The organism is Acinetobacter celticus, from assembly GCF_001707755.1.
In the GTDB taxonomy this organism is placed as follows: Bacteria; Pseudomonadota; Gammaproteobacteria; order Pseudomonadales; family Moraxellaceae; genus Acinetobacter; species Acinetobacter celticus.
In genome coordinates, this window is sequence record NZ_MBDL01000011.1 from 60,071 (window position 1) to 85,201 (window position 25,131).

Consider the following 25,131-nt stretch of genomic DNA (forward strand, 5'->3'; position numbering starts at 1 on the left):
AGCCTGTTTTTTAGTCGCAGTTGCGAAATTTAACGCTTTTAAAAAACCACACCGACAGAAGTTTGCTATCTTAAAGATAAGTTCTTATTGTTATTTTCTTTATGTATTATTTTTTTCCGCTTGTTATTCGATTATTAAAATTAGAACGTTTTCAATGTCGCAATTTAACTGCGGGCGAAATCTCATTGTGTAAAACCGTATTTGCAGATTTAATTGACTACAGCACGGTTAAAGTGATGAATCACCCTTATTTACCATGGCAAGCCAAACATGTGGTGATGGCACCCCGTGGCTATATTCATGCACGATCACCCAATTACAGCCAAGACTACTCACGTGAAAGTCCTGCTTATCAAGGGCTATTCATTCATGAGATGGCGCATATTTATCAATATCAACAACATATTCATGTATTTCTGCGTGGTGCACTTTTACAAAGTGCTTTTTTCTTAAGTTTTCGTAAATACAATCCTTATATTTATAAACTCAAAGCCAATAAAGCCTTTTTTGACTACAACATAGAACAACAAGGCGACATTGCCCGCGACATTTTTTTTAAACGTATTCGCAACATTATATTAAAACCATAATTCAGAACTTTTTAAATACATCCCCTGTTCACTCCCCGAAAAATATGTTTTTAAAATTAAGCTTAAATTCACGCTTCTGATGTATTCTTCAACAAGATAAAGCTGTATATTCAACTCGATACATCCTTAAAACCGTACCATCTGTGCTTAGTATAGAAAAATCTGGAATTGCCACTAGTATCTGAGTCCAACTCAGCTAAAATAGCTCTAGCATTAAATTTGTATACTGCGCAAAAATTGGTTTTATATCATAATTTTGATGATGTTTTTATTTAGGCCATTCAGGCACTCTTTTTAGTATCAAAATGCACGTTGCTGAATAATTATAACGATAAAAAATCAGTATTTAAGTGTGTTCACCCCTATAGGAATAGGACTTAGTCGGAATGAATAGTTTTAAAATTGCACTTGCTCAATTCTCTCCAGATACTGGCAACTTAACGGCAAATGCTGAAAAAATGCTGGAACAGGCAAATGAAGCGAAAAAACAAAATGCCGATATTATTGTTTTTCCAGAACTCTCAACTGTAGGTTATCCTGCAGAAGACTTATTGCTTCGCCCAAGTTTAAACAAACGCACTAAACAAGCTTTTGAGAAATTAGCAGAAGTAAAAGACATTGTTCTTGTTTTTGGTTTTGTAAATCAAACTGAAGATGGACAGCGCTATAACTCGGCTGCGGTCATGAAAGATGGGCAGGTTTTAGGTATTTACAACAAACAAAACTTGCCGAATTACAGCGTTTTTGATGAAAAGCGCTACTTCAGTGAAGGTCATCAGCATTTAGTTTTTGAATATCTCGGTCATAAATTTGGTGTGCTTATCTGTGAAGACGCTTGGTCTTTACCAACCGTACAGCAGTTAGCGCAGTTAAATGTAGAAACGGCTTTGGTTTTAAATGCGTCCCCATATGAAGTGGGTAAACCACAGCATCGTATTGAGACCATGTCGGCACTAGCCAAACAAATGCATTTGAACTTGGTCTATTGCAACCAAGTTGGTGGTCAAGATGATTTAATCTTCGATGGCACCAGCTTTGTGATTGCGAAAGATGGTCAAGTCATTGTACAAGCCTCAAGCTTCAAAGAAGAGCTACATATCGCTGAATACGATGTCGCAGAGAAAGCCTTTAAAGTGGGCACGATTATGCCTGTTTTAGACACCATGGCTGAAATCTATCAAAGCTTAGTAATGGCAACCCGTGACTATGTACAACGTTCAGGTTTTTCTGGGGTTATTTTAGGTTTATCTGGCGGAATTGATTCAGCATTAACACTGGCAATTGCTGCCGATGCCATTGGCCCTGAAAAAGTTCAAGCTGTTATGATGCCGTACACTTACACTGCGCAAATCAGTGTAGAAGATGCTGCTGAACAAGCGAAAAATATGGGCGTAACTTTTGGTATCGCTGACATTAGCCCAGTGGTTTCTGGCTTTATGCAAACCTTATTCCCTTTCTTTGGCAATGCGCCAGCCGATGCAACGGAAGAAAACCTACAAGCACGTTCACGTGGCACTTTGCTCATGGCACTTTCCAACAAGTTTGGTAATTTGGTGTTATCGACAGGCAACAAGTCTGAACTTGCTGTGGGTTACTGCACATTGTACGGCGACATGGTCGGCGGTTATGCTGTACTTAAAGACGTGTATAAAACCATCGTATTTGAATTGGCAAAATACCGTAATAGCATTTCAGACAAGCCTGTTATTCCTGAACGTGTGATTACTCGTCCACCTTCTGCAGAATTACGTCCAGATCAAACTGATCAAGACTCATTACCTGCTTATGATTTACTCGATGCGATTTTGTATGCTTATATTGAAGAAGATATGAGTCAAGACGATATTATTGCCAAAGGTTTTGACGCAGAAACTGTGGCTAAAGTTATTCGTTTGGTCGATTCCAACGAATACAAACGCCGTCAAGGTGCCATTGGCCCGCGTATTAGTTCACGTGCTTTCAGTCGTGAACGTCGCTACCCAATAGTGAATGGTTGGAAACCAGGTATTTAAACCTCGTTTAAAGATAAAAAAACTCAAACTTCGGTTTGAGTTTTTTTATACCCCATCCCCATCAAAATGATCAGGCAGTACAACATTCGGAATTATTTTCGAAATTTCTAAGATAAAAGCATGAGCAAGTATGAACGCGCTGTATCATAAACAAGCGAATCACTTTTCATCAGACAAAAAAAGAGACCAAGCTGAGAGCTTGGTCTTTTAAAATGGTGGCTATGACGGGACTTGAACCTGTGACCCCCGCATTATGAGTGCGGTGCTCTAACCAACTGAGCTACATAGCCTTAAACTGTGTGCGCATTATCTAAATTTACATAACGACCGTCAAGTTTTTTTAGCCTCAAATGCTCACCGTTTAATCAAACCCGCATTAAGCAATTAAAAAATGAACAAATTTACAATTTAAGATGGTTTTTTTGATCTCTTTATTTGAAAATTAGAATGTTATTTAAGAGGTGATTACTTTGAAACTTCCATACTCATTACTTTGTAGTATATTCCTTGGGCTGAGTCTTTCAGGCTGTCAGCTAATTTCACCTATTTTTGTCGACTATAATGGCGTACGCATGGACGTTGCCAAATGGATTAACTCAAAAACCCTGCTAAACATGCAACAAAAGCGTAGTTTGGTACAATTAAGTAAAGCACAACAAGAAATTAATGGTTTCTCTAAACTGTCAGATTCAGAACGTTTAGCGGTGGCTAAAGAAAATGCCGTCGCCATGCATTGTGCAAATTTACATCTTAGTCAGAAAAAAATTCAACAGCTTCAACTACAAATTTTTGGCGAAGATAAAGAGCAAGTTCTGAAAGAATACCAACAGCTTGCACCGATGATAAAATTAGATAAAAAATCAATCCAATGTGATTAGCAATGAGGTTTTATACGCTTACAAATATACGCTATCCGCCCATTTTTTGATGACTTAAAGGACTCACCTGCCATCGCACTAGAACTTTAGTGGTAAATGAATATCAACAAGACATTTCAAATGTGTTTATAAGTTCAATAAACCATTAATATTTCTTAATTTACGTATACTTTACTAAAAATATTCGTATGAATTCACTAGGTTTTCTTTATTTTTATTTCGCGCTATGATCGAGCTAAGGCAGTTATTTTTTATACAGTACAACTTAGCGACTGCTTATAAAATGTTTAAACAATAAGGAGAATTTACATGGCTTTTCAAAATATCTTAGTTCCCGTTGATGGTTCAGAAACTTCTTACGCTGCGGTTACTCAAGCTGCAGAATTTGCAAAGGCATTTAACAGTAAAATTACCGTTGTTCAAGTTTTAGTACTCGACCCATATATTGCCGCTGAGTATATTTCTGCATCGCAAACCAATGATCTCATTGAACGCGCCCGTACCTCTATTTTAGAAACCTTAAATGATGTGAAAGCAAAATTTAATGCCAGTGGTATTGACGTTGAAACAAAATTACTTGAAGGCCAAGTGGTACATGCAGAAATTGCGAAAGCAGCACAAGATGTGCAAGCTGACTTGATTGTGATTGGCTCTCATGGCCGAACAGGGATTAAGAAATTTTTCTTAGGTAGTGTTGCTCAAAGCGTATTAGGTGCATCTGATATTCCAGTTCTGATTATCCGTAAATAAATATGTCCTGAGAGTCCTTTAATATTCCATGTTGAAGGACTCAGCCTTTCCATTGATATTTTTTCAAATCGACTTTGCCTGCAATTACCACAACACCCTCTTCTAATAATTTTTGTTGCTGAATATTATTAGCGCTTTCATCCAATTTATTTAGGCTTATTTTACCTTGACTATTCATTACGCGATGCCATGGTAAATCTACGTCTTCATCCATATGTTTTAAAACATAGCCCACTAAACGTGCATGCTTAGGTAAACCTGCAAGTTGTGCAATTTGTCCATACGTTGCAACCTTCCCCACAGGAATTAAACTGACAACAGTCAAAATATATTGCGCAAGCTCTTTGCTTTGCATGTCGGCTCATTCCTTTTCAAATAGATTCAAGTATAAAAAAGAGAACCCGTAGGCTCTCTCATCTTAAAGCAAAATCATTCAATTAAAATAACAACTATTGATTATCCAATAAGTCCTGTAGCGTGATATCAGTATGCTTCAAGGTTATTAATTCAACTTTATCGAACAAATTCACTAATGACCCAGTAGATACATTAATTATGGCATCGGCAACTTCTTATTCGCTGATACTGAAGTAACCTATATGCGTTTTAGGCCCGATATTAATTAAGCTACTGTTTTTTAAAAATTCAGTTGTACGTGTTTCTTCAATAGGAGAAGCGAAATTAATATTTGCAGTGACCAAATTATCCAATGCATCTACCACAGCATTCGATGCCATTAGACTGATTGCTTTCGATTCCCCACCGCCATCACTTGCATCATTTCAGTTTATTTCACAATTTTATTTAAGATGCGCTAACATACAGATCCTTGCATATTTCTCATGCATCCTTCTTGGCCTTTTCAGCACATTCTTTTCTTATGCATCAGACTATTAAGCTTACTTTCCGCATTTTTTTTGCTGCCGTCATTTTTATTATCACAGCAGCATTACTGCTCACGTGCCTATCTAAGGCTTATGAAATTTTCCACGCAGAGCAAAATTTTACGCAAGCCAAAAAAGTTCATTTAACATCGACCGCACAACAGCAATTGGTATTGCTATCCAATAATCAAAAACCAGATCAGAGCATCTACATTTTAATTGCGCAAAATGGTTATATTGCCAAAATTAACTGTGCCCAATACCCCAATATTTGCCTCGATGAATACAACAAACAGCAAACACGTCAAATTCAAACCCTCGATTTAGTCCACGTAGGCAATTTTAAATATATTCAAAATGTTGCATTTACTGACAGTCGGACACAGCAAGCTAAAACGCTCAATTATCCTGAACATCAAATTAAACAGTTCTATCTTGAAGATGTTGCAAACTTAAAATATGTGGTTTTTGGGGTGGGTTTATTTGCACTCGCAGCACTGTATGTCAGTATTCGCATCCTTCGAAATTTCAAAAGCTTTCTAAATAAATAATGGAATATATAAAAAAGAGGATGCCATATCCTCTTTTTTATTTTCGTTTAAATTAAACAGGATTATTAAACGTATCACAGCTATCAATTCGGCCTGATGTTAAGCCTTTCTTAAACCATGTCATACGTTGTTGACTGGTTCCGTGGGTAAAGCTGTCTGGCACCACTTGACCTGTTGCGCTCTTTTGCAAATAGTCATCGCCAATTTTATGCGCTGCATCCATCGCCTCTTCCACATCGCCTTGTTCAAGGAATTGTGTCCTTTGCTGATTATGATTGGCCCAAATACCCGCCAAACAATCGGCCTGTAATTCCTGCAAAACAGAAAGATGATTCGCCTGTGCTTTACTGGCTTGTGCACGGGCTTTTTGTACTTGTTCTGAAATACCTAACAGCGTTTGAATGTGATGTCCGACCTCATGGGCAACCACATAAGCTTGGGCAAAATCCCCTGCCTGATCTTGACGTGACAATTCAGTCTGATTTTGCTCACCCCCAATGCCCATTTGTGTACGCATATCCTTAAAGAAAGTTGTATCTATATACACTTTCCGATCTGCTGGGCAATAAAATGGCCCCATAGCGGCCTGCGCTGTACCACAACCTGAATTCACCGTACCACTAAACATCACTAATTTTGGTGGTACATATTGAGCATTTAACTGACTTTTGAAAACTTGCGTCCACGTATCTTCAGTATCTGCCAAAACCGTTCCCACAAAATCCATCGCTTCTTGCTGATCGGGTGTTGGCTGATCTAATCCTTTGGTTTCCACGCCAGCAGTTTGCTGCGTCACTTGTTTAGTGGCCTGATAGGCCTGCTGTGGGTCAACCCCAAAAAACTTCCATGCCACAAATGCCACGACTAAACCTAAAATACTAATACCGCCTGCTTTGGCACCGCCTCCGCCACGGCGATCTTCAACATTCGTGCTGACTCGACGTCCTTTCCAACGCATAGTAAGTATCCTTTTTTAGTTTTTGATTGATCTGGCTAAAACTCAAATTATGATTTAAATTTTGGCCAAATTTTCTTCACCATATTCACAGCAAGCAACACTAGTAAACCTGCAATAAAACCAATCAGCAAATTAAGCGACGTGGGTGCCAAGGCTCCAACAATATTACCAATACTTGGAATTTCCTGCACATATTCAACAGTATCTTCTGAAAAATGGTGCATCCACGGCACAGCATGGTTAATGATCCCTCCACCCACAAGGAACATGGCAATGGTTCCAACAATGGTTAATGTCTTCATTAATATCGGTGCAAACACCAATAAACCGCGGCCAATTTTTTGTTTTAAATTAGATGTTTGTTCGGTTAAATGTAGCCCAATATCATCAATTTTGACAATCAATGCGACAAAACCATACACACCTACAGTCATGGCAATAGCAATTACACTCAGCACGCTCAGTTGAGTAATAAAACTCGCTGTCGCCACTGTTCCCAGTGAAATCACCACAATTTCTGCCGATAAAATAAAGTCAGTACGAATAGCGCCCTTTACTTTTTCCTTTTCAAAGGCCACCAAATCAACTTCTACATGTTCTAATTCCTGCTGAGCTTCATCGACTGTTTTGGCTTTTTTATGATGCAGACTATGCAAAACTTTTTCGACACCCTCATAACACAGAAATAGACCGCCAACCATCAGCAAAGGGTTAATTGCCCAAGGTGCAATCACACTGATTAAAAGCGCCAAAGGCACTAAAATCAATTTATTAATAAATGAACCTTTCGCAACATTCCAAACCACAGGAAGTTCGCGGTCTGAATGCACGCCACTGACCTGTTGCGCATTCAACGCCAGATCATCCCCTAAAACACCTGCGGTTTTTTTAGCAGCCATTTTGCTCATCACGGCAACATCATCAAGTACGGTGGCAATATCATCTAAAAGTAATAATAGGCTACTGGCCATTGTTCTTTTTCCTTTTCATTTTTTATAATTCTAAAGGGTTTTTTAATATTTTTTGTATTTACTTGATTAATTCAAAGATTTTTTTATGCTGGGTTTTATTCGGGCTGACATAAAAAAAAATAATACCGTACAATATTGCCATTCTTTGAAAACGTACTGCAGCGCTGGCTGCTCTTATGGAATAGAACATGAGCAATCAAGATAATCGTCCAGTAATTTTGACTGGCGACCGTCCTACTGGACAGCTTCACCTCGGTCACTTTGTTGGCTCTTTACGTTCACGCGTAGGTTTACAGGATTCTCATCATCAGCACCTTTTGCTGGCAGATGCACAAGCATTAACTGACAATGCCGATAACTTTGAAAAAGTCCGTCGTAATATTATTGAAGTTGCGACAGACTATTTAGCGGTCGGTATTGATCCAACAAAAACAACTATTTGTGTTCAATCATGCCTTCCAGCATTGAACGAACTCACAATGCTGTATTTAAACTTTGTCACTGTTGCACGCTTAGAGCGTAACCCAACCATTAAAGCTGAAATTCAGTTACGTGGGTTTGAACGTGATATTCCTGCAGGTTTCTTGTGCTATCCAGTGGCACAAGCCGCCGATATCACAGCTTTTAAAGCCACCGTTGTTCCAGTGGGCGATGACCAAATTCCAATGATTGAACAGACCAACGAAATTGTGCGTCGTCTGAACCGTCAAATTGGTCATGAAGTACTTCCTGAATGTAAAGTTTTGCTTTCTAATATGAGCCGCTTACCTGGTTTTGATGGTAAAGCGAAAATGTCTAAATCATTGGGCAATACCATTGTTTTAGATGCCTCAGACAAAGACATTAAAAAAGCAGTCAATGCGATGTACACTGACCCGAACCATCTTCGCGTTGAAGATCCGGGTCAAGTAGAAGGCAATATTGTCTTCACTTATTTAGATGCTTTTGACACCAATAAGGAAGAAGTCGAAGAACTCAAAGCACACTACCGTCGTGGTGGCTTAGGTGATGGTGTGGTGAAAAAGCGTCTAGAAGGTGTGTTAAAAGAATTAATCACGCCAATTCGTGAACGTCGCATAGAACTGCAAAAAGACCCTGATTACATCATGGACATCTTAAAAACAGGGACAGATAAATGCCGTGACATCACCCAACAAACATTGGATGAAATAAAATCAGGTTTAGGCGTATTTCATTTTTAAATATAACTAAACTATTGCACTTAAAAAATAAAAGCCTTCCTCTAATGGAAGGCTTTTTAATGTGAGAATGTTGATTAAAACGACGAAAGATGAGTGATTGATCATATAAAACACCAACTATTAACATTGGCTAACATATATTAACGTGAATACCGATGAATTGAATGAGCATGCTCTTTACAATGAGTTCATGCTTTAAGGGAAACCTAAAATCATACATTTCTCCTTTACCGGAGCTGTGAAAGCAGTTTCGTTGTTATACGCAATAGTCACCCCAATTATTGCGTATTTTTTTGTCTGCGTTTTATCATTTAACATATTTAAAATTCGATATAAAAAAACCCGCACTAGGCGGGCCTGTTTTACTCACAACTTATGCATTTTTATGGCGCATATGCGGGAACAAAATTACATCACGAATACTTGGTGCATTAGCAAATAACATCACCAAGCGGTCAATACCAATCCCTTGACCTGCTGTCGGCGGTAAACCATATTCTAATGCTTCAACGAAGTCTGCATCGTAATGCATAGCTTCATCATCCCCTGCATCTTTTTCTTCCACTTGTGCTTGGAAACGTTCTGCTTGGTCAATCGGATCATTCAATTCTGAGAAACCATTGGCCAATTCACGACCACCAATAAAAAATTCAAAACGATCGGTAATGTGTGGATTATCATCATTACGACGTGCCAATGGTGAAGTTTCCGCTGGATATTCTGTAATAAATGTTGGCTGACGTAATGTCGTTTCCACTGTTTCTTCAAATACAATGGTTTGGAGTCGGCCTAAACCAAAACTAGGTTTTACCTGTTCTTTCAATGTTTCTTTAATATAGTTCGCAAGGAACTCACGATCACCAACATTTTCTGGCGTAAATTCTGGGTTCTGTTCAAGAATTGCATCAAACATTGAGATTTTTTTGTATGGGCCTTTGAAGCTATAAACCTCTTCACCATAAGGCACATCGGTTGAACCTAAAATATCGATGGCCAATTTTTCCAGCATTTTTTCAGTCAATTCCATCAAGTCTTTATAGTCTGCATAAGCTTGATAGAATTCAATCATGGTAAATTCTGGATTATGGCGCGTTGAAACACCTTCGTTACGGAAGTTACGGTTAATTTCAAATACACGTTCAAAACCGCCCACCACCAAACGCTTTAAGTACAACTCTGGGGCAATACGTAAAAATAATGGCATATCTAATGCGTTATGATGTGTTTCAAATGGACGCGCAGAAGCACCACCTGGAATCACATGCATCATCGGCGTTTCAACTTCCATGAAACGTTCATTGGTCAAATAGGCACGAATACCAGACACCACTTTTGCACGAATTTCAAAAGTTTTACGTGTTTCTTCGTTGACGATCAAATCTAAATAACGCTTACGATACTTTACTTCGGTATCATTTAAACCATGAAATTTATCTGGAAGAGGACGAAGCGATTTGGTCAGCAATTCAAACTGTTCAATATGAACATATAAATCACCTTTACCAGAACGACCCATGTAGCCTTCAACGGCAATAATATCGCCAAGGTCTAAGGCTTTGATGCTTTCTAATACTTCAGGTGCCAGTTCTTTACGTGCAACATATAACTGAATACGTCCGGTCATATCTTGAATGACGATGAATGAACCACGGTTTAACATCACACGGCCCGCAACTTTTACATAAACTTTTTCGCCCGCGTCAATGTCTTCTTTAGACATGCCAGCAAATTGGTCTTGTAAGTCTTGTGCATAATGTTCACGTTTAAACGTGTTCGGCCAAGGGCTTACTCCCTTTTCCTTTGCCTGTTCTTCAATTTGCTTTAACTTGGCATGACGCTGTGCAATTAAATCGTTTTCGGAAATGTGTTGTTCAGAAGTCGATTGAGCGGTTTGTTGCGTCATCTCTGCCTCGTATATAATTAATAAATTGGAAGTCGCATAGCATAGCAGAAATACATCAAAATTCGTAGATTCTGTAATAATTTCCATATGGATAGCGTCTTCAGATCTTTAAAAGTGCCACGCACTCATTCCTAAACTTTAAAGTCATCGAATCTCTTTTCAATTTCAGCCTGAATAAAATAACAAAGATGACGAGATATTCTAAAACAGAGATGTAGCACCTTGAATTGCTTGATGATATTCAGACTCCCTCGTTCGTCTTGCTAAAACACTCACGTCCAACCTGTTTTCACCAAATTGATTTATACAATTTTAGGCTATTCGCCCTTAGTAGATTAGACCAAAAGCTTAATTCCTTATTTGCACAAGAACATTACAATATCCAAATAAATTGGTTGAAAAGTAGATTATTTTCAACTTTCAGAATCTGTAAATGTCAGTACAAACAATGAGCTCATGCATGTCCAAAATCTTATTTCTGCATGGTTTAGATTCATCGCGTGAGTCTACTAAATTCCATGCCATCGATGCGAAACAGAAATTTTGTATCAATGTAGACTATCGCAACCTTAATTTTCGAACTGTTGCCAATTTTTATCATGAAATTATTGAAAAAATTAAACCTGAAATTATTGTCGGCCATAGCTTAGGGGGTTATTGGGCGCTTAAAATGTCATTGGCTCATCAAATTCCTTGTGTCATTGCCAACCCGAGCTTGCATCCCAACTTCAGAGAAGATTACCCATTTATTTGTCATGATGACCTAAATCACGATATTCCCCAATTTGCTTATTTAGAACTGGGCGACGAAATGTTGGATATGCATGCTGTACAAGAACAATTAGAAGACTATATGCAAATTCAAGCACTTGATGGTGGTCATCATCGACTCAAATGCCCTGAAAATTTAAATGCTCTTATTCAGGAAATTGAACACAATATTTTACACAAATAAAAAAGCCTCGCAGGCTGCAAGGCTTTTTATTAATGCTTTTTATTAATGCTTTTTATTAATGCTTTTTATTAATGCTTTTTAAATGCTCTCAAACTTATCAGGCTTAAGCAGCATCCAACTGTGGTTTAGATTTATCATCTAAAACCGACCAAATTTCTAAACCTAAATCTTGATGTAAATCTGGCAAATCCAGAAAAATACTTGCGCCTAAAACTTGGTGATGACATTTTTCAACCAATTGTTTCACCGCACGCAATGTGCCACCTGTTGCCAAGACATCATCGACAATAATGACTTTTTGAGCTTCAATTTCAGAAGACATTTCCAAGCGATCTAAGCCATACTCTAAGCTATAACCCACACCCACTACTGGTGGTGGCAACTTCCCTGCTTTACGCACCAAAATAAGACCTTTGCCTGTACGCTGTGCCAAAAGACTCGCAAGAACAAAACCACGTGCTTCAACAGCCACAAAGCTTTCTACTTCAGCCAACTTTTCAGCTGGAATACTTGCAATCAATGCATCTGTCAAAGGGCCAATGTTATTCATAAATAACGGCGTAAGGTCAAAGAAACAAATACCTGGTTTTGGGAAATCTTGGACAGTACGAATGTGCGACCACAATGCAGTAGACAAATTGCTCATAGGAGAAAGATAAAATAAGAAAAGAATGTATGAATTTTAACGCAAAATGTGAACAATGAACAGCCAACGCCTCAATTTTCAGCCCGTAACGAACAATATACCATTGATTTAATTATGTTTATTTTTGAATAAATAATGAACTAATAATTATCTTATTCTAATTTAGCAAATTTATTTGGTTTTCACTTCACGACCTTAGTCTAAATATATAAAAATTCAAAAGAAACGTGAATGCTCACATCATCTGAACCCAACCTGAGAACACCAGATTGTTTGACAAAATTTAAATAAATTGCGTGTTTTCTGACATTTTTTGTCCTCGCGTGACATTCTGGTTTTAATTTCACAGATTAAACTTTTATTCACTTTACTTTATGATGAGAACTGCGTAAAAATTTAATCAATGTGTACGCTGATAAAGTCATATTATTAGAGTTTTGCAAGATCTGATTTTTTACTGACCGCTCTTTTCGGTTAGTTTTTGGAGAGTTAAATGAAAAAGTATCAATGCATCGTTTGCGGATGGATTTACGACGAAGCAGAAGGCTGGCCTCAAGACGGTATTGTCGCGGGCACAAAATGGGACGATATCCCAGATGATTGGACTTGCCCTGATTGTGGCGTGTCAAAAGTTGATTTTGAAATGATTGAAATTTAACACATTCCATCAAAGACCATCTATGTTATGGTCTTTTTTTACGTCTTTATAAAAATTTATGTGCTTGGAGTAGAGTATGCATCCTATTGTCATTATTGGTTCAGGCATGGCGGGTTATGCCATCGCACGCGAATTCCGCAAGCTTAACGCCGAACAAGAACTGGTTATGATCTGTGCCGATGACGCAGCAAACTACGCCAAACCGACATTATCAAATGCTTATACCGGTAAAAAAGCCCCCGAACAGATTGCCCTTGGCGATGCCGCAAAAATGTCTGCACAGTTAAATATGACAATTTTAAATCATACTTGGGTCAAATCAATTGAGTCTGCTACACACCAACTTCATCTAGAACATGTAGATCAGACCGCTACAGTTCAAACTTATTCAAAACTCGTATTAGCAGTAGGTGCAAATCCTATTCGTCTGGCCATTGCAGGTGATGGTAGCGATGATATTCATGTGGTCAATAACTTAAACGACTATAAAGCTTTTCGTAGCCAACTTGACTCAAGTGCAGAAAAGCGCGTGGTTATTTTAGGTGCGGGCTTAATTGGTTGTGAATTTGCCAACGATTTACAAAATACAGGCCATCAAGTTACGGTCATTGATCTGGCACCCCTGCCTTTAGGTCGCCTATTGCCTGCGCATGTTGCACAGACATTTAAAGAAAATTTAGAAGCAACAGGAATTCATTTTGTCTTGGGTACAACGGTCGAAAAAATCTCTAAAAATGAACACGGGCATTACTTCGTAACTTTAGCCAATGGTCAAGCCTTGCAAGCCGATGCTGTACTTTCTGCTATTGGCCTACTTCCTAACACTGACTTAGCCAAAGCAACGAATATTCATACCAGTCGTGGCGTACTGACCAATGCAGGTCTAGAAACCAATCAAGCTGATATTTATGCAATGGGTGACTGTGTTGAAGTAAATGGCATTCTTTTGCCCTATGTGATGCCAATTATGCAACAAGCGCGCGCGCTGGCAAAAACATTAAATGGCGAAAATACCGCCGTGCATTATCCAGCGATGCCTGTTGCTGTGAAAACCCCAGCTGCACCGCTTACTGTCTTACCTGCACCCATCGATGTAGAGGTCACGTGGAATACAGAAGAAACTGAAGATGGGATGTTGGCCAAAGCCTCAGATGCAGAAGGCACTTTACGTGGTTTTGTTTTACTTGGTGCAACTGCAGGCAAACAACGTCTGGCACTGGCAAAACAAGTCCCTGACTTGATTCCTATATCAGTTTAAGGGTTTAATATAAGGACGTTTTTTAAATAAAAACGTCCTTGATGGGGGAGATCAATAAAAATGAATAGTGCTTTAAAATTTAGCAATTCGCCATACACCACATTTATGCATGAAACCAAAGTCGATTTAGGCAACGGCATTGAGCTACATGTAGAAGTCGGTGGCAACCCCGAACATCCTGTGATTTTACTGGTGATGGGTTTAGGCGCACAAATGCTGTATTGGCCTGATTTTTTTTGTAAATCTCTAATCGATCAAGGCTATCGTATCATTCGCTTTGACAATCGTGATATCGGCCTTTCTTCAAAAGTCAGACATCAAGGCCCTCGTCTTAATACAGTAAAATTAATGGGCCGTTTTATTTTAGGACTTGAAAATCAAGGCGCGCCTTATAACTTGCACGATATGGCTGAAGATGTGTCACTACTGATTGACCGAATGGGGCTTGAACAAGTCAATCTGATTGGGGCATCAATGGGTGGGATGATTGTGCAAATTCTTTCGGCAAAATATCCAGAAAAAATTAACAATATTGGCCTAATGTTTACCAGTAACAATCAACCGATGTTACCCCCACCCTTTCCAAAACAATTACTCAGCTTAATTGGTAAGCCAGAATCCCATGATGAAGACGGCATTATCAACCATAGTTTGAAACTCTTTAACACCATTGGCTCTCCAGGCTACGTCAATCAACTGGAGGCAATTCAAACTGCCCGTAAATTATATCAACGAAGTTATTACCCAGCGGGTATACTTCAACAGTTTTTAGCAATATTATGTACAGGTTCACTGCTAAAGCTGGATCAACAAATCCAGAAGAACACCTTGGTGATACATGGGTCTTGCGATCGCTTACTTCCACCAAGCCACGGCAAAGCTGTTGCGAAAGCAATTTCAGGTGCTAAGTTTGAATTAATTGATGGAATGGGTCATGATATCCCTCCGCATTTTATTCCATATATTAGCGGTTTATTTGCTGAACATTTTAAATTATAAACACTAGGACACTATGGCTGCATTACCATCTTTAAGACAGCTGTCATATCTCGTAACACTGTCTGAAACGCTACATTTTACTGAAGCTGCGCGTCGCTCATTTGTCACCCAGTCAACTTTGTCTGGCGGCATCATGGAGCTTGAGCGTTTGTTAGGTGGCGTACTTGTAGAACGCGACCGTCAAAATGTGCGTTTAACGCCACTCGGCGAACAGGTTGTTGCCCGAGCACGTGTTCTCTTGGCAGATGCTCAAGACTTAATGCGCCTGAGCCGTGAAATGAGCGAGCCTCTCACTGGCGATTTGCATCTTGGCATTATTCCAACTATTGCTCCATTCCTTCTTTCACAGCTTCTAGATGAAGTGCATAAGCAGTTGCCTAAAATTCAATTGCACTTACACGAAGCACAAAGTGAAAAAATCGTTGAAAAACTCGAGCATGGTAATTTAGACATGATCGTTTTGGCCTTGCCTTTCGATACTCGTGGTTTAAAAGTTGCTGAAATTGCAAAAGAAAGTCTGTACCTTGTGCATAATCGTACAGATCAAAATGCGGCACATGCTGTTTCTTTAGATGATTTAGACTTATCTCGCTTAATGCTTTTAGAAGAAGGTCATTGCTTACGTGACCATGCGCTCAGTGCGTGCCCAATTGGCGAACGTAAAAATGATCACCGTCTAAAAGCCAGCTCGTTGCCAACTTTGGTTGAAATGGTTTCTGCAAATTTAGGCTTTACCCTACTTCCAGAAATTGCCATTCATACCAATATGATCAAAGCCAATCCAAATTTAGCGATTAAGCCAATTGAAGCAGGCCCAAGTCGTACTTTGGCACTGATTACACGCAAAAGCACACCGCTACAAAGTGAATTTGATGTATTGCTCCAAATTTTTCAAAAAATTATGCAGAATCTTCACTAAGTTATTAATCACAATGATTGAAATTAAAAGAGCATTCGATGCTCTTTTTTTTTGCATAAAGAAAAAAAGGGCAAACCAATTACAGTTGCCCTTTAAGGAAAAATACAGATGATTTCAAACTCGAATATAAAATCATCTGTATCCTTTATAAATCTTCTCACTAGCCAGATAAGTCAGAAGACGCCACGATAATAAACACTTAATAAGTACAGATATATCCCTATTTCTTGGTATTTTTATGCTTACTAAACATAGTCTCTTCAGTGGCCATCAAACAATTTTTAATCAAAATGAGTTAAAAAATACTTTAAAAAATGAAAATAGTTTCTGACTCAAACTCACTCAATCAGTCTAAAAATAAATACAAATACCCACTCAAATTTTAGCTGTATCTATTGAATAAAAAATAAGACACTCTTTACAAAACACACCAAAAAATATCATAATTTGATAATATTCATTACCCTACAATTACTTAAATATACCTACATATCTTAAATCCCTATTTCTTGGGATATGCAGACCCTAATTTTTAATGCAAAGTAATCTTAGAGAATATTGTTTTAATGAAATTTGATGAAGCTTAATTTAGAGTATATTAGCTAATGGTTAATGATTTGATTTTACCTGTACCTGTGCTGATTATTAATCACCTCGGCATAACCCCTGAATTACGCTTAAAAAATATTTTAAACTCTTTAGGCTATCCCCAAGAATTGCTCATGCAAAGTTCATCTATTGAAAATGCAAAAAATATGATTACAGAGCATTTACCCAATTTGATTTTTTATAATGTACAGAGTTCTTCAGATTTAAATTTTATTCACCTTATTAAACAAACTCATCCTTCAGGTTATTTGGTAACTCTTCATCAAGCAGAACACACGCAACTGATTTTTGATGCCATTCAAATGGGCTCGAATGCATATCTACTTAATGAAACCCCGCTTGAATCCAGTTTAAAACAACTGAAAACAATTTTAAGGGGAGGCGCAGTCATGCATACTCTATTTGCAGACTTTTTACTTCTGCATAAATTTAATGGCGAGAGCCCTACTGCTTCGGATCATCACTTATATCCACCCAAATATCAGATACTTCAGCTCATTAGCCAAGAATATACCGTTGAGCAAATCGCACAACAATTAAAACTTTCTGCCTATCAAGTGGATAGTTTGATTAAGGCTATATTTAGAAAGCTATTTAGTCGGTAAAGATCAAGCGTCAAAAAAGGAGCCTTTTGGCTCCTTTTTATAATCTCAGTTATTTAATAAATTCCAGTAAAATACGCTGTGAGTTATGCGGTGTTTCCCCTTCCGCCATTTGTACCCGTACCCAATTTCCATCCCCTTGAAGTTGCCACGCTTGTTGATTGTCTTGCAAATAAGTTAATAAGCCCTGCTGATAAATACGTTTCTTTAAGGCAGGGTCTTCAATTGGGAAACACACTTCAACACGATTAAATAAATTTCGATCCATCCAGTCCGCACTTGAACAATAGATACGTGCATCGCCATTATTGCTAAAATAATACACTCGCGTATGTTCTAGAAAACGTCCCACAATTGAACGCACACGAATATTTTCAGAAAGACCTGCTAATCCTGGACGTAAACAACAAATAGAACGAATAATTAAATCAATTTGCACACCAGCCTGAGAAGCTTCATATAACTTATTGATTAAGTGCCTTTCTGTCAGCGCATTGACTTTAACAATGATTTGAGCAGGCTTACCCGCCTTCGCGTTAGCAATTTCATCATCAATAAAATTAATCAGCTGCGTATGCAGGGTAAATGGCGCATGAAGCAGTTTTTTCAACTTCGCCATTTTGCCCATACCCGTCAATTCTTGGAAAATACGGTGTACATCTTCACACAGCTCTTTATCAGTTGTCAGCAGACCATAATCGGTATAAATACGGGCATTCCCCGCATGATAGTTGCCGGTCCCTAAATGCACATAGCGGACTAATTTATTGTTTTCACGACGCACGACCAAAATCATTTTGGCATGGGTTTTATAACCTACAATACCATAAACAACAACAGCGCCCGCCTCTTGCAACACATTGGCTACGGCAATATTCGACTCTTCGTCAAAACGTGCACGAAGCTCAATAACAGCGGTCACCTCTTTACCATTACGTGCTGCTTCTGCCAGGACTTGTACAATTTCAGAATCGGCACCACTACGGTATAAAGTCTGCTTAATGGCCAAAACTTGTGGGTCTCGTGCAGCTTCACGTAGCAAGTTAATAACAGGGGCAAATGATTCAAAGGGATGATGAAGCAGAATATCTTGCTTCTGCATTGCACTAAAAATATTTTCAGATTTTTTCAATACTTTTGGAATAATCGGCGTATGTGAATCATAACGTAAATGCGGTCGTTTAAAGTCCGACAACAAACGCGCCAAATTCACTGGCCCATCAACTTTATACAATTGCTCTTGTTCTAAATCGAACTCGTTTAACAAATATTCATAAATATGTTTTGGGCAATTATGCGTTACTTCCAAGCGCACAGCACGACCAAACCGACGTGAGCTTAATTCGCCCTTTAAGGCCTTCGCCAAGTCTTCAACATCTTCATTTAAAGCCAAATCTGCATTACGAGTGACTCGGAACTGGTAACAGCCCGTTGCCGTCATACCCGGGAACAAATCAGACACATGCTCATGAATAATCGCGGATAACATCACATGATGTTCTTTACCATCGGTCAGTTCGTCTGGTAAGCGAACCACACGTGGCAAGGAACGTGGCGCAGGGACAACGGCCAAATCTATCTGACGCCCAAATGCGTCTTTACCTTCTAAGGTCACAATAAAATTGAGACTTTTATTGACCAATCGTGGAAATGGATGGGCAGGGTCAAGACTAATAGGGGTCAGTACCGGTGCCACTTGTTCTTGGAAATATTTTTTCACCCATGCCGATTGTGCAGGGGTTAATTCGCCACGGCGTAAGAAACAGATGTCTTCTTCACGCAGTTTATTTAAAATTTCTTTGTTTAAAATACGATATTGGCGTTCAATTGCAGCGTGTGCTGTCAGCGAAATTTGTTCTAGTACTTGTTTCGGTGTCAAACCGTCTGGTGTGCGACTTTCATTGCCCAAATCCAGCTGTTCCATCATTCCCGCAACACGAATTTCAAAAAATTCATCAAGATTACGTGAAAAAATTAACAGAAAATTCATGCGCTCAAGCAATGGGTGCAATGGATCGACCGCTTGCTCCAATACCCGCAGGTGAAAATCTAAAATTGATAATTCACGATTGATATAACGATCATTATAAGTATATTCAATTGGTGCAGGAGATGCGTCAGCTGCCGTATTCATATCTAACCCATGTTTTTTTAAGTGCGGTGCATGTCCCTAAGTATGCTTCAAATTTGTGACAATTTCATAAAAAAGCCTAGAAATTTAGGCTTTTTTATTCAAGATACAAGGCCACTCAAATATATTAAGGAATATGGCTATAGCGCATATATTTTTGAATCATACGTTTACGATATTGCAATTTTCGGTCATCACGATGATCTTGATAATACTTTGGATTCGGTAATAGTGCAGCCAAAAATGCCGCTTGTTCACGACTTAAACTGCGTGAACTTTTGCCAAAATAATGCTGTGTAGCCGCTTCAACGCCATAAATATTGTCGCCAAATTCAACCGAGTTTAAATATACTTCCAAAATGCGTTGTTTGGACCACATGCGTTCCATCATCCACGTTGCTACCGCTTCTTGGCCTTTACGTATAAATGAACGCTTATTGTATAAAAACAAGTTCTTTGCTAATTGCTGTGAAATCGTAGAACCACCAGCCACAACTTTGCCTTTGTCTTTATTGCGCTCTAAAGCAAACTGCATCCCTGCCCAATCAAAACCATGGTGTTGTAAAAACTTGGCATCTTCAGCCGCCACAACCGCCTGTTTCATATAGTCACTGATTTGGTCGTAATCACGCCATTGGTGTTTTATGGATTGAGAAGGCGCTGACCAATAATCCAAGCGCATCATCATCGTGGTATCGACAGGATGCGTCCGCCACCATGCTAAACTGGCAAAGATCCACAATTGCACCAAAAGCACGAAACTAAGCAGAATAAGTAGCGTGCGGGCAAGAAAGGCTTTCATGTCAGTCGGATGCTCCTGAAAATTTCATTTTTCGTGTTAAGCTTGTTATTAAACGAATAATCAACGCAAAAGAATAGCATGTCTAAACTTTACCCACCGCAAGTAAACACGTCTAAACTTGAAATTCACCTTTGGTGGTTCACCGCCCTGCTCATTGCCATTAATGTTGGGCTATTCGCTTGGCAAGTGTTGCATGGCATGGACATCAGTAATCCAAGCACAATTGATGCAATTCGCTGGGGTGCTGATTATGCACCTTTAAGCTTTTTAGCGGAACCCGCGCGCTTATTTACCAGTATGTTTTTTCACTTTGGCTTGATTCATTTAATGCTCAATATGTGGGCATTATATATTTTCGGCAGTATTGCGGAACAAATGTTGGGTCGCGTTTATTTTATTGGCCTATATTTTTTAGCAGGTATTAGTGGCTCATTGCTTAGTGGTTATGTATCCATTCAAGACAGCTATGAACTGCTTCGCATCGGTGAAGCCAACCGTGCATTATTACCAAGTGTCGGTGCTGGTGCTTCCGGTGCAGTTATGGGAATTGGTGCAGCGCTCACAATTTTATCGCTTTTTCCGGTATTGCCCCAACAACGTTTTTTATTGGATAAAAGAACCTTAGTCAGTGTAATGGCCATTAACTTGGTCATGGGCTTTATGATCAGTGGCATTAACAATGCTGCCCATATTGGGGGCATGCTGATGGGCGCATTTTTAGCGACCACATGGTATTTCGGACAAAAAATACAACGTGGCGTTGTGGTTAATCTAGCGAGCCTGCTGCTTGGACTGGCGATCTGCTGGTTCATCTATCAATACTGTCTATCACTGGTGGTCTATGTCACACCGCTGTGGCAAGAACTCATTCAGTGGATGCCAAATACAACAAGTTAATGCATTAAAGTAGAGATGAATCTATTGATTCATCTCCCTTAAACTTTGCAACGGTGGAATATCACTTAAATAACTGAGTCGATAGCGCCCAATCAGCGCACAGACCACGGTCATTAACACGGGTAAAATCAGCCAAATCTCCCAGTGGGGTTGAATGATTAAATCCATTTTATAGCTGGCAATAGCACTAATCACTTCTGCAAATAAGCAAGAAACTACACCTGCAATCAGCCCTATAAAACCAATTTCCATACTCAGCATGCGTTTCAGTTTTTGTTTAGAACTGCCAAATGAGCGTAATAATGCCACTTCACGTTTACGTTCGTCCATGAGTAAATTGAGACAAGCCACCAAAACTAAAATGCCAGACAGCGCCACCAATACCGCTAAAATCGTCACAATTTGCACCAGTAAACTTACAATGCGTTTAATTTCATCTAAAATTAAACTGACATCAATAAATACCGTATTGGAAAACTGCTGAATCAACTCAATAAGTTTGAGCTTTTCTGCATCTGGTACATAAAAACTCCCTAAATAACTGCCAGCATTTTCATCCATGCTATGCGGTGAAAAAATAAAGAAGAAGTTTGGACTAAAACTTTCCCATTCCACACTACGTAAATTCACCACTTTGGCCTGTAATAGCCCTTCAGGCAAGCTAAAGGTCAGACGATCCCCAATTTTAATGCCCAATTCGGTCGCTGTTTTTGCTTCAACCGAAACTTCTCCAGATTGGCTAAAGGTTGCTGTACCACTGATAATTTTATTATCGGTCGGATACGTGGTCGATTGGGTTAAATTTAATTCACGACGCAACGAATTATTCTGTTGTACCAACTGCGCTGAAAATGGCTGATCATTTTTTGCAACTAAACGCCCACGAATGTTGGGATATAACGGCGTACCCTTCCATTGATGTGCTTCCAACTGCTGTTTAAACTCAGGCATATCAAAAGGGGGCAAACCATATACAAATTGGTTCGGCGTTCCTGCTGGCAATTGTTGCTGCCAACGCTCTAATAAGTCAGTTCGTAACACCGCCAAAACAGTAATAAGGCTTAAACCTAAAGCCAAGGCAGTTATTTGAAATGCAGTTTGATACGGTGTGCGCACATAAGCAGAAATACCTGATTTTAAGTTTCGAATAAATTTCAGTAAGGCCCAAACTACAAAATACAAAATCAGGCACAGCCCAATAATCGCCCCCATCACCCATGCCGTAAGTACTAAATTTTCTGTTAATACCGCACTAAAAAAGACCAAACTCGCTGTTCCTGCCAGTAGCATCCACAACATCGATTTAACCGATTTTTCTTGCTGACGAATAACGCGAATCGGCGGTGTATTTAACAATTGCCACAAGCTTGGCAAAACAAAACCCAACAAAACCACGGCGCTGGTCAGCATGGCAATCGGCAATGGCCCAAACAACATGGCACTGGCAGAAAATTGCACATCTAAATGTGGAATCAATTGCAACATCAGTTGTAATAAAGCAAAACCTAAACCGATACCAAAAACACTGCCAATGAACATCGCAATTGCAAAAACAGTGGCTAACAGCGCCAAATACGCCCACAAAATTTGCTGTTTAGATGCGCCGATGCACCGCATTAAAGCAATATGATCTTGATTTTGCTGTACATAACGCTGACTGGTAAGCGCAATGGCGATACCACACAATAAAATGGTCAAAATATTGGCCAATTGTAAAAAAGTATCCAAATTGGCAATCGGTTTCATCAGGCGTGTATTGCCTTCACTGGCATTTCGAAGACGTAAACTGCTTTGTTCATCAAGCACTTGATCATTCACAAGTTTGTTTTTTGCTTCAGGATGCTGAATTTGCTTAAAGTGTTGTTCAAATTGCTGAATGTTCTTAGCACTTCCTGCCATTAATAAACGATATTCAATACGACTACCGGTTTGTACGGCATTGGTTTTGGCAACATCTTGTTTAGAGATAATCACTGTCGGAGAAAACCCACTAAAACCGAGTTCCTGATTCGAATCATGGTCAATTTTTGCAGTGACTTTAAACCGACCATCGGCAATATTCAGTGCATCCCCGATTTTAACCTTTAATAAATCCATTGCACGCTGACTCAGCCAAACGTCTCCAGATTGAATCTGCGGAGCATCGGGGATAACGCGAAGCGCTCCACGTAGCGGAAATGAAGCATCAATGGCTTTCACATTCACCATGACAAACTGATCTGTTGTATGTGCCATTGAACCAAACATGGTAACTTCAGATTGTTGAAGACCCAGCGTATTGGCTTGATCTTTCCAACGCTGTTCGATGGGTGCATTGTCACTCAGTACCAAATCACCTGCCAACATTTCAGCGGCCTGTAAAGCCACTGCATTTTGGATCTGCTCATTGCTAAACTTTAATGCTGTGGTGGCACTAATGGCTAAAATCAAAGCAATCAATAGCAAATAAACCCCAGTACTTTTAAAGCTTTGCGTCAGTAAGGGACGAAATAATCTGTTCATTTCACCCGCCTCGCAAATGTTCAATCAGCTGACCATCGACTAATTCATAATGGCGCTGGCACTGGGCCGCCAATTGAGGGTCATGCGTGACTAAAATCAGTGTTGTGCCCAACTCACGGTTCAACTGAAACAATAACTGTTCAATTTCCTTACCCGTCGCACCATCCAAATTTCCTGTCGGTTCATCGGCAAAAATAATCTGAGGTTCACTGATTAACGCACGGGCAATCGCAACTCGTTGTTGTTCACCGCCCGATAAAACTTTGGGTGTTTGCGAAGCTTGTTGTTCTAAGCCAACTTTTGCCAATAAATCTAGAGCTTTTTGCTCTGCCTGTGCATAGTTAAAATGTGGATGTAAGCGTAAAGGCAACATCACATTTTCTAGTGCCGTCAAATGTGGTAGCAATTGAAAAGACTGAAAAACAAAGCCAATATGTTTTAAGCGCACATGCGCACGCTGTTCTTCATTCAATTGTTCAATTGCTTCGCCACAGAGCTGTAAGTGCCCTGCACTGGCCTGATCTAGTGTAGCCAAAATACCCAACAAGGTTGACTTGCCTGAACCAGAGCGCCCTGTAATGGCGACTTGTTCTCCTGCGTAAATATCGAGGTTTAAATTCTCAAAAATAATCAGTTCTTTGTGCGCAAGTTTTATCTTTTGTGTCAATTGCTGTGCAGAAATAATGGCGTGTGTCATGATGGACGGATTAGTCGAAAATTGGCTCATATTTTTCCTATCTTTAGGCCTATAGCAGGATCTTAAGCAGAACCTTATGCAAAATCACAATCAGAAATTGGGTGTCATTCTTAGCGCGTTCATCGTTATGTTCAGTCTGAGCCCCATGCTCGTTTCTGCCAAAACCATTATGATTGTTGGCGATAGCTTAAGTGCAGGCTACGGTATACAGCCTCAACAAGGTTGGGTTTATCTGTTACAAAAACGCCTAGACCAACAGTATCCGAAACAACATAAAGTGGTCAATGCAAGTGTCAGTGGTGAAACCACCAGTGGTGCCTTAGCGCGTCTACCTAAACTGCTACAAACACACAAGCCACAAATTGTGGTAATTGAATTAGGTGGCAATGATGGCTTACGTGGGCAACCACCACAAATGATTCAGAAAAATTTAGGACAGTTGGTTCAAATAAGCCAACAAGCCAAAGCGCAAGTCATTATCTTTGGGATGAAAATTCCGCCAAATTATGGTACAGCATATAGCAAAGCCTTTGAAAATAATTACAAAATGGTCAGCCAGCAGTACAAAGTCAAACTCTTGCCTTTCTTTTTAGAAGGTGTCGCAGGTAAAAAAGATCTGGTTCAAAATGATCAAATTCACCCCAATGCCAAAGCACAACCAATTTTATTAAATACGGCTTATCCTTATATAAAAAGCAGTTTATAAACAAAAAAGGCGCTTTATAAAAAAGCGCCTTTTAAAATGCATACGAATGTA

The 25,131-nt window shown here is 39.3% G+C and carries 24 protein-coding genes and 1 tRNA gene; 14 read left to right on the forward strand and 11 right to left on the reverse strand.

The window, feature by feature from the left end; genetic code table 11:
* Positions 1 to 101: 101 nt before the first annotated feature.
* Together BBP83_RS11590 and BBP83_RS11595 are read left to right on the forward strand one after the other, a co-directional pair.
* Positions 102 to 590, forward strand: a complete 489-nt coding sequence (locus tag BBP83_RS11590; RefSeq protein WP_068888713.1) for a hypothetical protein — start codon at positions 102 to 104, stop codon at positions 588 to 590.
* A 386-nt stretch (positions 591 to 976) separates the two neighbouring features.
* Positions 977 to 2,602, forward strand: a complete 1,626-nt coding sequence (locus BBP83_RS11595; RefSeq protein WP_068888715.1) for an NAD+ synthase — start codon at positions 977 to 979, stop codon at positions 2,600 to 2,602.
* A gap of 213 nt (positions 2,603 to 2,815) precedes the next feature.
* Here the strand turns inward: BBP83_RS11595 and BBP83_RS11600 are convergent.
* Positions 2,816 to 2,892 (reverse strand) — tRNA-Met (locus BBP83_RS11600).
* 180 nt (positions 2,893 to 3,072) lie between these two features.
* Between BBP83_RS11600 and BBP83_RS11605 the strand changes: the two genes are divergently transcribed.
* Both BBP83_RS11605 and BBP83_RS11610 read left to right on the forward strand, forming a co-directional pair.
* Entirely contained in the window at positions 3,073 to 3,480 is a 408-nt protein-coding gene (locus BBP83_RS11605; RefSeq protein WP_068888716.1) for a hypothetical protein, read from the forward strand.
* Between the two features lie 309 nt (positions 3,481 to 3,789).
* Positions 3,790 to 4,230 carry a universal stress protein gene (locus tag BBP83_RS11610; protein ID WP_068888718.1) on the forward strand — a complete coding sequence of 147 codons (441 nt, stop codon included), beginning with the start codon at positions 3,790 to 3,792 and terminating at the stop codon, positions 4,228 to 4,230.
* 40 nt (positions 4,231 to 4,270) lie between these two features.
* Here BBP83_RS11610 and BBP83_RS11615 read toward each other — a convergent pair whose 3' ends face one another.
* Together BBP83_RS11615 and BBP83_RS15335 are read right to left on the reverse strand one after the other, a co-directional pair.
* Entirely contained in the window at positions 4,271 to 4,585 is a 315-nt protein-coding gene (locus BBP83_RS11615) for an MGMT family protein (protein ID WP_068888720.1), read from the reverse strand.
* 217 nt (positions 4,586 to 4,802) lie between these two features.
* Positions 4,803 to 4,967 (reverse strand): hypothetical protein, encoded by a 165-nt coding sequence (locus BBP83_RS15335; protein WP_171258097.1) that lies wholly within the window; start codon positions 4,965 to 4,967, stop codon positions 4,803 to 4,805.
* Positions 4,968 to 5,110: 143 nt separating this feature from the next.
* Here BBP83_RS15335 and BBP83_RS11620 point away from each other — a divergent pair, with 143 nt between their 5' ends.
* Positions 5,111 to 5,665, forward strand: coding sequence for a hypothetical protein (locus BBP83_RS11620; RefSeq protein WP_068888722.1), 555 nt, complete (start codon positions 5,111 to 5,113; stop codon positions 5,663 to 5,665).
* Between the two features lie 52 nt (positions 5,666 to 5,717).
* On the opposite strand, the gene ypfJ is transcribed toward BBP83_RS11620, so the two are convergent.
* Both ypfJ and BBP83_RS11630 read right to left on the reverse strand, forming a co-directional pair.
* Complete coding sequence (ypfJ, locus tag BBP83_RS11625) at positions 5,718 to 6,623, reverse strand: KPN_02809 family neutral zinc metallopeptidase (RefSeq protein WP_068888724.1); 906 nt, start codon at positions 6,621 to 6,623, stop codon at positions 5,718 to 5,720.
* A 47-nt stretch (positions 6,624 to 6,670) separates the two neighbouring features.
* Entirely contained in the window at positions 6,671 to 7,594 is a 924-nt protein-coding gene (locus BBP83_RS11630) for a DUF808 domain-containing protein (protein ID WP_068888726.1), read from the reverse strand.
* A gap of 188 nt (positions 7,595 to 7,782) precedes the next feature.
* On the opposite strand from BBP83_RS11630, the gene trpS reads away from it, so the two are divergent.
* Positions 7,783 to 8,796 carry a tryptophan--tRNA ligase gene (trpS, locus tag BBP83_RS11635; protein WP_068888728.1) on the forward strand — a complete coding sequence of 338 codons (1,014 nt, stop codon included), beginning with the start codon at positions 7,783 to 7,785 and terminating at the stop codon, positions 8,794 to 8,796.
* Between the two features lie 373 nt (positions 8,797 to 9,169).
* Here the strand turns inward: trpS and lysS are convergent, their stop codons facing one another.
* Positions 9,170 to 10,699, reverse strand: coding sequence for a lysine--tRNA ligase (gene lysS / locus BBP83_RS11640; protein WP_068889023.1), 1,530 nt, complete (start codon positions 10,697 to 10,699; stop codon positions 9,170 to 9,172).
* A gap of 460 nt (positions 10,700 to 11,159) precedes the next feature.
* On the opposite strand from lysS, the gene BBP83_RS11645 reads away from it, so the two are divergent.
* Positions 11,160 to 11,654 carry a YqiA/YcfP family alpha/beta fold hydrolase gene (locus tag BBP83_RS11645; RefSeq protein ID WP_171258098.1) on the forward strand — a complete coding sequence of 165 codons (495 nt, stop codon included), beginning with the start codon at positions 11,160 to 11,162 and terminating at the stop codon, positions 11,652 to 11,654.
* Positions 11,655 to 11,757: 103 nt separating this feature from the next.
* Here BBP83_RS11645 and BBP83_RS11650 read toward each other — a convergent pair whose 3' ends face one another.
* A complete protein-coding gene (locus tag BBP83_RS11650; protein WP_068888730.1) occupies positions 11,758 to 12,300 on the reverse strand; it encodes an adenine phosphoribosyltransferase in 543 nt (180 codons plus the stop codon).
* Positions 12,301 to 12,793: 493 nt separating this feature from the next.
* Here BBP83_RS11650 and rubA point away from each other — a divergent pair, with 493 nt between their 5' ends.
* The 5 genes from rubA to BBP83_RS11675 all read left to right on the forward strand — a co-directional run bounded on the left by rubA (position 12,794) and on the right by BBP83_RS11675 (position 17,348).
* Complete coding sequence (rubA, locus tag BBP83_RS11655) at positions 12,794 to 12,958, forward strand: rubredoxin RubA (RefSeq protein ID WP_068888732.1); 165 nt, start codon at positions 12,794 to 12,796, stop codon at positions 12,956 to 12,958.
* Positions 12,959 to 13,034: 76 nt separating this feature from the next.
* Positions 13,035 to 14,216: an NAD(P)/FAD-dependent oxidoreductase gene (locus tag BBP83_RS11660; protein ID WP_068888733.1), complete on the forward strand. Its 1,182-nt coding sequence runs from the start codon at positions 13,035 to 13,037 to the stop codon at positions 14,214 to 14,216.
* A 60-nt stretch (positions 14,217 to 14,276) separates the two neighbouring features.
* Complete coding sequence (estB, locus tag BBP83_RS11665) at positions 14,277 to 15,215, forward strand: esterase EstB (protein WP_068888735.1); 939 nt, start codon at positions 14,277 to 14,279, stop codon at positions 15,213 to 15,215.
* Positions 15,216 to 15,228: 13 nt separating this feature from the next.
* The gene (gene oxyR / locus BBP83_RS11670; RefSeq protein WP_068888737.1) at positions 15,229 to 16,134 is read left to right on the forward strand and encodes a LysR family transcriptional regulator OxyR; all 906 of its coding nucleotides are present in this window, start codon (positions 15,229 to 15,231) and stop codon (positions 16,132 to 16,134) included.
* Positions 16,135 to 16,739: 605 nt separating this feature from the next.
* Positions 16,740 to 17,348 carry a transcriptional regulator gene (locus tag BBP83_RS11675; RefSeq protein ID WP_068888739.1) on the forward strand — a complete coding sequence of 203 codons (609 nt, stop codon included), beginning with the start codon at positions 16,740 to 16,742 and terminating at the stop codon, positions 17,346 to 17,348.
* 49 nt (positions 17,349 to 17,397) lie between these two features.
* On the opposite strand, the gene ppk1 is transcribed toward BBP83_RS11675, so the two are convergent.
* Together ppk1 and mtgA are read right to left on the reverse strand one after the other, a co-directional pair.
* Complete coding sequence (gene ppk1, locus BBP83_RS11680; RefSeq protein WP_068888741.1) at positions 17,398 to 19,479, reverse strand: polyphosphate kinase 1; 2,082 nt, start codon at positions 19,477 to 19,479, stop codon at positions 17,398 to 17,400.
* 124 nt (positions 19,480 to 19,603) lie between these two features.
* Positions 19,604 to 20,278, reverse strand: a complete 675-nt coding sequence (gene mtgA, locus BBP83_RS11685; RefSeq protein ID WP_068888743.1) for a monofunctional biosynthetic peptidoglycan transglycosylase — start codon at positions 20,276 to 20,278, stop codon at positions 19,604 to 19,606.
* A 78-nt stretch (positions 20,279 to 20,356) separates the two neighbouring features.
* On the opposite strand from mtgA, the gene BBP83_RS11690 reads away from it, so the two are divergent.
* Positions 20,357 to 21,175: a rhomboid family intramembrane serine protease gene (locus BBP83_RS11690; RefSeq protein WP_068888745.1), complete on the forward strand. Its 819-nt coding sequence runs from the start codon at positions 20,357 to 20,359 to the stop codon at positions 21,173 to 21,175.
* A gap of 21 nt (positions 21,176 to 21,196) precedes the next feature.
* Here the strand turns inward: BBP83_RS11690 and BBP83_RS11695 are convergent, their stop codons facing one another.
* Positions 21,197 to 23,677 (reverse strand): ABC transporter permease, encoded by a 2,481-nt coding sequence (locus BBP83_RS11695; RefSeq protein ID WP_068888747.1) that lies wholly within the window; start codon positions 23,675 to 23,677, stop codon positions 21,197 to 21,199.
* 1 nt (position 23,678) lies between these two features.
* The gene (locus tag BBP83_RS11700; RefSeq protein WP_068888748.1) at positions 23,679 to 24,404 is read right to left on the reverse strand and encodes an ABC transporter ATP-binding protein; all 726 of its coding nucleotides are present in this window, start codon (positions 24,402 to 24,404) and stop codon (positions 23,679 to 23,681) included.
* Between the two features lie 97 nt (positions 24,405 to 24,501).
* On the opposite strand from BBP83_RS11700, the gene BBP83_RS11705 reads away from it, so the two are divergent.
* Positions 24,502 to 25,080 carry an arylesterase gene (locus BBP83_RS11705; protein WP_245669749.1) on the forward strand — a complete coding sequence of 193 codons (579 nt, stop codon included), beginning with the start codon at positions 24,502 to 24,504 and terminating at the stop codon, positions 25,078 to 25,080.
* Positions 25,081 to 25,131: the final 51 nt, after the last annotated feature.

Bases quoted from the DNA above. Each gene is read 5' to 3' on its own strand.
- BBP83_RS11645 (WP_171258098.1), top strand. From the start codon at position 11,160: ATGTCCAAAATCTTATTTCTGCATGGTTTAGATTCATCGCGTGAGTCT.
- ypfJ (WP_068888724.1), bottom strand. From the start codon at position 6,623: ATGCGTTGGAAAGGACGTCGAGTCAGCACGAATGTTGAAGATCGCCGT.
- BBP83_RS11675 (WP_068888739.1), top strand. From the start codon at position 16,740: ATGGTTAATGATTTGATTTTACCTGTACCTGTGCTGATTATTAATCAC.
- BBP83_RS11700 (WP_068888748.1), bottom strand. From the start codon at position 24,404: ATGAGCCAATTTTCGACTAATCCGTCCATCATGACACACGCCATTATT.
- BBP83_RS11705 (WP_245669749.1), top strand. From the start codon at position 24,502: ATGTTCAGTCTGAGCCCCATGCTCGTTTCTGCCAAAACCATTATGATT.
- BBP83_RS11595 (WP_068888715.1), top strand. From the start codon at position 977: ATGAATAGTTTTAAAATTGCACTTGCTCAATTCTCTCCAGATACTGGC.
- BBP83_RS11590 (WP_068888713.1), top strand. From the start codon at position 102: ATGTATTATTTTTTTCCGCTTGTTATTCGATTATTAAAATTAGAACGT.
- oxyR (WP_068888737.1), top strand. From the start codon at position 15,229: ATGGCTGCATTACCATCTTTAAGACAGCTGTCATATCTCGTAACACTG.
- BBP83_RS11660 (WP_068888733.1), top strand. From the start codon at position 13,035: ATGCATCCTATTGTCATTATTGGTTCAGGCATGGCGGGTTATGCCATC.
- BBP83_RS15335 (WP_171258097.1), bottom strand. From the start codon at position 4,967: ATGGCATCGAATGCTGTGGTAGATGCATTGGATAATTTGGTCACTGCA.
- rubA (WP_068888732.1), top strand. From the start codon at position 12,794: ATGAAAAAGTATCAATGCATCGTTTGCGGATGGATTTACGACGAAGCA.
- mtgA (WP_068888743.1), bottom strand. From the start codon at position 20,278: ATGAAAGCCTTTCTTGCCCGCACGCTACTTATTCTGCTTAGTTTCGTG.
- BBP83_RS11620 (WP_068888722.1), top strand. From the start codon at position 5,111: ATGCATCAGACTATTAAGCTTACTTTCCGCATTTTTTTTGCTGCCGTC.
- BBP83_RS11610 (WP_068888718.1), top strand. From the start codon at position 3,790: ATGGCTTTTCAAAATATCTTAGTTCCCGTTGATGGTTCAGAAACTTCT.
- estB (WP_068888735.1), top strand. From the start codon at position 14,277: ATGAATAGTGCTTTAAAATTTAGCAATTCGCCATACACCACATTTATG.
- lysS (WP_068889023.1), bottom strand. From the start codon at position 10,699: ATGACGCAACAAACCGCTCAATCGACTTCTGAACAACACATTTCCGAA.
- ppk1 (WP_068888741.1), bottom strand. From the start codon at position 19,479: ATGAATACGGCAGCTGACGCATCTCCTGCACCAATTGAATATACTTAT.
- trpS (WP_068888728.1), top strand. From the start codon at position 7,783: ATGAGCAATCAAGATAATCGTCCAGTAATTTTGACTGGCGACCGTCCT.
- BBP83_RS11615 (WP_068888720.1), bottom strand. From the start codon at position 4,585: ATGCAAAGCAAAGAGCTTGCGCAATATATTTTGACTGTTGTCAGTTTA.
- BBP83_RS11650 (WP_068888730.1), bottom strand. From the start codon at position 12,300: ATGAGCAATTTGTCTACTGCATTGTGGTCGCACATTCGTACTGTCCAA.
- BBP83_RS11695 (WP_068888747.1), bottom strand. From the start codon at position 23,677: ATGAACAGATTATTTCGTCCCTTACTGACGCAAAGCTTTAAAAGTACT.
- BBP83_RS11630 (WP_068888726.1), bottom strand. From the start codon at position 7,594: ATGGCCAGTAGCCTATTATTACTTTTAGATGATATTGCCACCGTACTT.
- BBP83_RS11690 (WP_068888745.1), top strand. From the start codon at position 20,357: ATGTCTAAACTTTACCCACCGCAAGTAAACACGTCTAAACTTGAAATT.